We start from the raw sequence: 7,458 nt of genomic DNA on the forward strand, positions 1-7,458 counted from the left end.
ACAATTACCAACATTGAATGCTCTCAGGATTTATAGAGAAAGGAGGGATGGTCACTATGCCGAATCGGTTTTCTTCAATTGTACAATTATTCTCTCCCGTGACATCCTCTCTAGGACTCGAAATCACTGATTCATCCATAAAAATGACCGAATTGCGGCTGCATAAATCCAAGCCTCCGGAAATTAAAGCTTATCATGTTGAGAAGCTTCCGAAGAAAGCGGTCGAAGACGGACGTATTCTCGAGCCCGTTACCGTAACGCGTGCCCTGCAAACTTTGACGGCCAGGGTAAGCCAAAAAACAAAGTTCGTACATATGGTGCTGCCAAGCCAGGCGATTATGGTTCGTTTTTTGAAATTTCCGGATATTGCGCATAAAGATTTAGTCCGTTTGGTCGACTTCGAAATGAAGCATCATATCCATTTGCCCTTCGATCAGCCCGTATACGATTTCGTAAAAATGAACGGTACAGAGGCCGGACGTCTAACGGGTCATTCAAGCAGGCGGCAGAAGAAGATCGTTCATAACAAACTCCCGGAAGCAAGCAAAAGCGATGATTTATTCGGACAAGCTGCGGCTTCCAAAGAATCCGGCGGCTTGGATCTGAAAGGGGTAGACGGTCTCTTCGGCGATTCGAGACAAGCAGAGGAAGGACCGCAAGTAGAGAAAACGCAGTGCGAAGTGATGCTGGTAGCCGCTCCCCGCGAGCTGGTAGACGAGTATATGCATGCCGTGAAAGCGGCAAATTTGAAAGTATCCAGCTTGGAGATCAAGGCGTTGTCCCTATATCGGGTTATTGAATATATGGATTTTGCGGATAAGCAGGGCACATTGTTGGTGCTTGATATTAACGAGCGTTTGGCGGACATGAGTATTTTCCACGACGGGATGCTGAAAATCACACGGACCGTACCGGTTTCCTTCAGCGAGAAGGAAGAAGGGGGCGCGGCCTCGGACATCGATCAGCTTTTCGCTGCGTTCTCCGATCCGGATGCCGATTTCCGCAGTTCATGCGGCGATTTGGCACATGAGCTGGAGCGGCTGATGAATTTTTATCGCTACACGTTGAACAATCGCTCCCAGGAGTTTAGCCGGTTGGTGCTGGCCGGGGATGTAGGCCGGTTGAACGAGATCGCCGGGCTGCTTCGGGAGCGATTGCAGCTCGAGATCACCATGTTTTATACCGAGCGGGTGCAGGTGCAGAACATGTTCCAAGACCTGTTCCCGGTGTACGCCGTTCCGATCGGCTTGGCCTTGCGGGGGAATTCGACATGATGAACATCAACTTAGTTCCTAAAATTCCGAAAATACAGAAATACTTCGTTCCCTTATTAGTTACCTCGGGCGCTGCATCGGCGCTTGCTGCTGTGCTGCTTGTCACTTTTCATTTTTATCTGGAAAAGGGATTGTCCGATAAAGCGGTAGCGGTCGAGAGGCTTCAAGCGGAAGTGCGTGCGGTAACTCAGCAGCGGGTTCAAGATCCGATAACGGCTGATTTCCAACAGTTTGCGAATGAGATCCAGAAGCTCAAAAATGAGCGATACGATTGGATCCCTGTGTTCGAACTTCTGACCTCCCAGCTTCCGGAAGCGTCCAGACTACTGAACATGCAAAGTTATGAAACAGCAGCGTCAGCTGCGCCGAATAACGCCGCTGCAGCTTCTATGGCTTCCGAGCCGCAACGTTCCGTCAAATTACTCGGAGAGTTCGCCAGCTTACAACAATCGATGGAATACATGGTTCGCCTTCAGCAATCGGCTTTAATTGAAGCCGTCCATGTTGAAAGCATTACGCGGGCTCCATTGAAGGTGACAGCGGACGCGGGTAACCAACCGGTTGAATCCGGCTCGGGCGCGAATGCGGAGACAGGGAAGATTGATCGTACCGAAGCCTATATCCAATCGTTGGAAAATTCGCTCAAGCCTGAGGAAACGACAGGCGATCAATTGTTGAACGAGTTGAACTGGATGATTACCAAGCAGATGGTAGACCAGCAATTTGATTTACAAATCCCGGATACACCGGACAGATCCGGGAGAAGCCGTTCTGATGTATCGGCGCCTTCAGCCGCCGGCAAGTCAGCTATCACTGCGGAAGATATCAGGCAGGCTCAGCAGCAATTGGAACAATTTAAGAAGCAGTCGCCCTCAGCCTATTCGAATCAGACACCGTCAAACCGTGAAACCGGTGCAAGTTCCAACGCAGCCGTGTCTGAACCAACTACAGTTTTTAAGTATTCAGTAACCATTGAAGTAAAGTTAAAGGCTAAGGCTATATCAAAATAGGGGTTCGATACATGCGGAAGATGGCCGATTATTTGAACTATTTGAAGTCTCCTTACACGATCATCGGGAGCGTAGTGACCGCAGGTTTAGTTGTGAATATATACCTAGCCTTTGTTTTTGTGCTGCCGCCATATTTGAATGAACGTCAATTTAACAATCAGATTGATGCGCTGCAGCAGCAAAAAGCGGCTATTGAAAATAAGCCCATTCCCGCCAAGGTAACGGATGAAGACATCCAAAAGCTTGTCGAGCAAGTGCCGACCCAAGAAGAACTGGTCCGATTCCTCTTCTCCATAAGGGAGCTCGAGGCGAGTTCAGGCGCGATAATCGAAACGGTTTCAATGGGAAACGTGTCTTCCAACGATCCATTAACTGCGTTAGGCCTGACTTCGGGCAATGAGGAGGCACCCAGTACCCAGCAGCAAAATCGTTCGAAAAGTTCCACTGCCAACGGGAGTTCTTCCTCTCAAAAGCAGGCGAAAAATGATCAAACTACGGTAGCTCACGATTTGACCATCGCTATTAACGGCTCCTATCCAAGCACGGTCGATTTTATAAACGGCCTTTATCAGATGAACCGTTTTGTCAATGTACGAAAATGGACCGTTACGGCGGGGAATACGAACCCGGCATCTTCTGGAATGATTGCATCCAAAGCTGCTGACGAAACTCGTGAAAATACGCGAATGGTTATAGAGATCACGATATTTTCGGCAAGTGCTTATGAAGGGAAATTCAAGGAATTACCGCCGTTATCGCCCCATATCGTGGATAAGCGTCTTGACCCGACATGGACGGAAGAACATTTCCAGGCATTGCTAAGAACAACGCAGCCGCAGCAGTAGGAGGGAACGATGAACAAAAAGGTGGTTACCGCATTAGCGCTGGCGACGACGCTGGCGACTTCAGCTACCGTATTTGCGGAAGGCGGCTTGAAATCGATTCAGGTTTTATTTGAAAGAATCCATGTTGCCGTCAATGGCCAGCAAGCAGAGCTGGGCAAGGATTCAATTCTATACAACGGCTCCATCTATGTTCCTCTTCGCAGTCTAGCCGAGATGCTGGGCGCTGAAGTAAGCTGGAATGATGCCAACAGGTCTGTTAATCTGGATTTTATCAAGTCGCAATCGGCTGCCCTGCAAGCTTCTTCCGAACAAGGCATCTATCAATATGTTGCCATGACGAATAATTCTATTCTTTCGGAGCTGTTGAAGGCTTTGAAGACGACCGATACGGGCAGCATGCAAACCATCCGGGAACGGTATTTGAGCTTGGAGGATACCGTCAGAGATTTACAGGACGAGGAATTGGCCAATTCGTTTGCCAAAATGGCGGCAGCAGTGGAGCTTCTGCGGGGTGGTTGGGAAAGTAAAAATTTGGATGATTACAGCATCGCCTGGACCATATTTAATACGAATGCGGAGAAAGTCAATGCCATGTTGAAGGCCAAGGTACAGGGAAGCACCGCGTCTGCGCAAAAATAGGAAAGCCGGGTAAACATGACCCGGCTTTTCCGCTACCGATATTGATTCCAGGACGGGATGCTGATTGTGGTACTAAAATGCTGCATGTGCTTATCCGTTGTTCTGAAGTTCAAAGAAATCCGGATTGCCTGGGCTTGTAACGGGGAGGGACCGGTGATGATTTGCCCATGGGCATCGATCAGTTCGGCGTCCGCCTCCGTGACATTCGTTGCGATCAAGGTTGTGGCGACCCGATTGTTTGCTCTGGTGATGACGCTAAGATTCGTGCCTTCCCGCCGGTAATGCACGAAATCGTCGGGGGTATCGGGATTCCCGTCCGGAGCGGTTAATTCCAGGAAGTTCTCGTCGCTCTGCGAAATGACATAAGGTTGTTCCCTGACGCGATTCACGATATGCTCGGTAACGAGTCTGGCATTTTCCTGAGTCGATTCGCGTGCCGTTACGGTTGCAAATCCTGTGTAGGTTTGAAAAATAGCCGACGAAACAACTCCTATTACAATGGCAGCTATGGTAATGGCGGCGAGAAGTTCTACCAAGGAAAGGCCGCGTTCATTCAGTCTATCCACCTAATCCCCGCCTCTCGACGTAGCTCTGCAAGGAGTAGCTTGTTCGCAGCGCCTCGTTCTCCACTTCGACTTCAATATGCGAAAAAAAGTCGTGATAAGGAAAGGTATACGACTGGGAGGCGTCGTCCGGATTTGGTATCGTGATCCTTTTATCAGCGGGTATCGGAATGTTTCTAATGACAACCGTAAACTGTCGATCCGTGCCGGAAGGGTAATATACGGTTACGGCCTGGATGTCTGCGGATGGTTCTCGCAGCAGCGCCAAATCAATTTCTTGATGGTCTTCAAAAATAGTCATACGCTCAGCGCCAGAAGGCAGTTGTCCTTTAAGCTCCTCGATAACGGTTCTTGCAATATTGACGGACACGTCGCGTCTTTCTTCCCGATGCGAGAATTGGAAATTTTGGCCGAATAGGAGTGAAAAGGAGATCATGGCTACGCTTAGTATGGCTACGGCAGCCAGCACTTCGAGTAACGTAATCCCTCTTTCGTTATTCACAACAACACGCCCTTTTTGCACTAGGTCATTTGTATTATACTTTTACTATAGAGGATAACATGAAAACTTGTAAAGAAGGAATGGGGCATATGAAAATAGTCTCAGCCGAACGGGGTTCTGCGTTAGTATTGGTTTTGTTTTTTGTCGTATTAATAGGTTTATTGTCGACGCCCTTGTTGTTTAGCACACGTCAAGGCCAACTGAACACGATTCGGGGAGAACAGTCGGAAAGAGCCTACTATTTAGCTGAAACAGGAGCTTTGATCGCTCAGCGGGCGCTATATGAAGCGGTCAGACACGAGCAATACAGATTAACCCCGGATCATCTGAATTCAATTATCCAACGTATAAGCGCCGTGCCGGACGTGCTTTATGATTCCGCCAGTCCCCAGGTGACATTGGAAGGGGGGCCAAATGACAATCTTCAGTTGGTATCGACGGGCCAATCCAAAGCGATTTCGCGGACGATCCGGCTGAATTTCAGCGTCAATCCGGGGACGCCAGGCGACGGGGCCGATAAATATAGTGTACCGGGCGGAATCTTCGGTCAAGAAGCGGTAACGCCTACCATTACGGCCGGGAAGCTGCAAATTTTCAAACGTCCTGACGGAGACATCATCGCTCAGGACGACACTGTGCCGAAAGCCAAATACGATGCTGATTTCACCGAATATTTTAATGCCCAATTTAACCAGAATCCTGCTCCTTTAGACCCCGTTGCGATCCCGGCCGCTTCCCCATTGAGAGTGCCGGAAACACCTCTGAATGTATATACCTACACGAACCCGGACACGAACAAGCTGATGCTGAAAGCGGGGAGTCTGGCGCCCTACGCCTTATCACCGGGGAGTTCCAATCCTGTATGTACGCCTTCGGCGGGAAGTGTCATTATCCATTTATCGAATTCGGATCCGATTAACTGCGATATCGTTTCCGGCGGCGACATCACCATTAACTCCAACTGGAACAATTTATCGGTTAACGGCAATATCATCGCAGCCGGAAAAATTACGTTTAATACAAATTGGGCGAATGCTGTCACCGTACAAAAAAACATCATTAGCGGCAAAACGTTAAGCGTCGGCAATATGAGCGGGAAGTTTCACGTCGTAAACGGTTCGATGAGCAGTAAGGAAAATATCCTGTTTGAACAAATGTCCGCTTTGGAAATTGGTGAGTCGTTGATTTCCGGCTTTCTCTCAACCGCAAACGCGGATTCCACGGGGATTAAATTTAATCAGATCGGCGACCGCTTGTCGATTGGCAAAGATTTGAGCTCTCAAGGGTATATTTATTTTTCGAAACAGCTGGGCGGTTGGGGGACGGAAAACAAAATCGGACAGGCGCTTTTGGCGGGGAAAGGGGTTTATTTTGAAGGATTTCGGAGGCTCGCCATCGGCAGTCCGAATAATAGCCTCAGCATGTTTCGAAGTCAGGGCACGGTAACCTTTAATGCCAATTGGGATAAACTTGAAATTTGGGGACCGATCGCAGCGGACAAGGACATCTTTTTCAACAATTCCGTTAATGACATGACCGTTCACGGGGCGATTCGCTCGGACGGCAGGATTACGTTTAACAACACCGTAAGCGGATTGACGGTGCAAGGGCCGATCGCAGCAACGGGCCATGTTATGTTCAATAATACATTAAGCTCGGCCCGTGTATCCGGATCTATCAGCTCCAAGGGCAGTATTACGTTCAAATCAACCGTCGGAGGATTGAACTTGCTTGGAGCGGGCAGCTCTATCCTTGCTGGAAGCGGCATTTTATTTCAAAATACGATTACCGGTCTTACGGTTCCAGGCAGTCTTGGCAGCGACGGGAGCATAACCTTCGCCAATACGATCGCCGGCACGGAAATTGGAGGTTCCATCTACTCCGGCGGGACGCTCACCTTGAGCAATGCCGTTGACGGCTTGCAAATCAAAGGATCGATTTATACAAACAGCACGGTGATTGGCAGCAGCAATACCTTTCCTAATATGACCGTGGACGGGACTTTTTTATCCAAGGGCAGCATTGAGTTTAACAATAGCATTACCGGGTTAAAAGTAGGCAGCTATATGGCCACAATGGGAGATATAAACTTCAAGAAGGACATCGGCGGTTCTCCGCCGTCCTTCGGAGGATTGTCGGCGGGCAGACAAATCGGCGTGTTTCCTTCTTATTACGGAAACCCTGAATTCAGGAACAGAACGGTTGTGCGCGTCGAGAGGAATCCGCCTACAGGAGGCGGAAGCCCAAGCAGTCCGCCTACGATCGAGTTTGGAGGATGGCAGGCGCGTTGACCCTCCGGTCGTCCCCTCCAGATAGCCGTCTAGTATGAATTGACATGGATTGGGTTAGAATAGTTGCAGTAAAAAATCAAGCTGTAGGGGGAGTTGCGGCATGGACTTTACGAGCCAAGATATCGCCGTTATCGAACAGGCCTTGCAAATTGCGATTAGGTCCCAGGGCGAAACAGGCAGCATTCGGTCGTACCAAGAAGTGCTGAGCAAACTGAAAACCAATGCCGCGGCGGCGATGCAGCCATCGAGACTCTTGTCCGAGGACGGTTTTCGATTTGATTACGACGATTCTTCCGATCTTCTGTAAACATAAGAATAAGACCTAACCCGGCTT

General features: G+C 49.2%; 8 protein-coding genes. 6 read left to right on the plus strand and 2 right to left on the minus strand.

Translation table 11 applies throughout. From position 1 onward, the window contains the following. Nucleotides 1-56: 56 nt before the first annotated feature. From pilM to FKP33_RS20895, 4 genes are read left to right on the plus strand one after another with little or no spacing between them, the layout of a single operon-like run. Nucleotides 57-1,274 (plus strand): type IV pilus biogenesis protein PilM, encoded by a 1,218-nt coding sequence (pilM, locus tag FKP33_RS20880; RefSeq protein WP_181410230.1) that lies wholly within the window; start codon nt 57-59, stop codon nt 1,272-1,274. Beyond that, nucleotides 1,271-2,284 (plus strand): hypothetical protein, encoded by a 1,014-nt coding sequence (locus FKP33_RS20885; protein ID WP_141336270.1) that lies wholly within the window; start codon nt 1,271-1,273, stop codon nt 2,282-2,284. Before pilM ends, FKP33_RS20885 begins: the two co-directional genes overlap by 4 nt. Nucleotides 2,285-2,295: 11 nt before the next feature. Then, complete coding sequence (locus tag FKP33_RS20890) at nt 2,296-3,129, plus strand: hypothetical protein (RefSeq protein ID WP_181410231.1); 834 nt, start codon at nt 2,296-2,298, stop codon at nt 3,127-3,129. Nucleotides 3,130-3,138: 9 nt separating this feature from the next. Then, entirely contained in the window at nt 3,139-3,768 is a 630-nt protein-coding gene (locus FKP33_RS20895; RefSeq protein WP_141336272.1) for a stalk domain-containing protein, read from the plus strand. Between the two features lie 32 nt (nt 3,769-3,800). On the opposite strand, the gene FKP33_RS20900 is transcribed toward FKP33_RS20895, so the two are convergent. Together FKP33_RS20900 and FKP33_RS20905 are read right to left on the minus strand one after the other, a co-directional pair. Continuing rightward, a complete protein-coding gene (locus tag FKP33_RS20900) occupies nt 3,801-4,334 on the minus strand; it encodes a prepilin-type N-terminal cleavage/methylation domain-containing protein (RefSeq protein WP_141336273.1) in 534 nt (177 codons plus the stop codon). Then, the gene (locus tag FKP33_RS20905) at nt 4,327-4,833 is read right to left on the minus strand and encodes a type IV pilus modification PilV family protein (protein ID WP_181410232.1); all 507 of its coding nucleotides are present in this window, start codon (nt 4,831-4,833) and stop codon (nt 4,327-4,329) included. Before FKP33_RS20905 ends, FKP33_RS20900 begins: the two co-directional genes overlap by 8 nt. An 89-nt stretch (nt 4,834-4,922) precedes the next feature. On the opposite strand from FKP33_RS20905, the gene FKP33_RS20910 reads away from it, so the two are divergent. Together FKP33_RS20910 and FKP33_RS20915 are read left to right on the plus strand one after the other, a co-directional pair. Next, nucleotides 4,923-7,124, plus strand: a complete 2,202-nt coding sequence (locus tag FKP33_RS20910; protein ID WP_141336275.1) for a hypothetical protein — start codon at nt 4,923-4,925, stop codon at nt 7,122-7,124. 100 nt (nt 7,125-7,224) lie between these two features. Then, nucleotides 7,225-7,431: a hypothetical protein gene (locus FKP33_RS20915; RefSeq protein WP_054797400.1), complete on the plus strand. Its 207-nt coding sequence runs from the start codon at nt 7,225-7,227 to the stop codon at nt 7,429-7,431. The last annotated feature ends 27 nt before the right edge of the window (nt 7,432-7,458 follow it).

Source organism: Paenibacillus sp. tmac-D7 (assembly GCF_006519665.1).
Taxonomy (GTDB): domain Bacteria; phylum Bacillota; class Bacilli; order Paenibacillales; family NBRC-103111; genus Paenibacillus_G; species Paenibacillus_G validus.

Bases quoted from the DNA above. Each gene is read 5' to 3' on its own strand.
- pilM (WP_181410230.1), top strand. From the start codon at position 57: ATGCCGAATCGGTTTTCTTCAATTGTACAATTATTCTCTCCCGTGACA.
- FKP33_RS20885 (WP_141336270.1), top strand. From the start codon at position 1,271: ATGATGAACATCAACTTAGTTCCTAAAATTCCGAAAATACAGAAATAC.
- FKP33_RS20890 (WP_181410231.1), top strand. From the start codon at position 2,296: ATGCGGAAGATGGCCGATTATTTGAACTATTTGAAGTCTCCTTACACG.
- FKP33_RS20895 (WP_141336272.1), top strand. From the start codon at position 3,139: ATGAACAAAAAGGTGGTTACCGCATTAGCGCTGGCGACGACGCTGGCG.
- FKP33_RS20910 (WP_141336275.1), top strand. From the start codon at position 4,923: ATGAAAATAGTCTCAGCCGAACGGGGTTCTGCGTTAGTATTGGTTTTG.
- FKP33_RS20915 (WP_054797400.1), top strand. From the start codon at position 7,225: ATGGACTTTACGAGCCAAGATATCGCCGTTATCGAACAGGCCTTGCAA.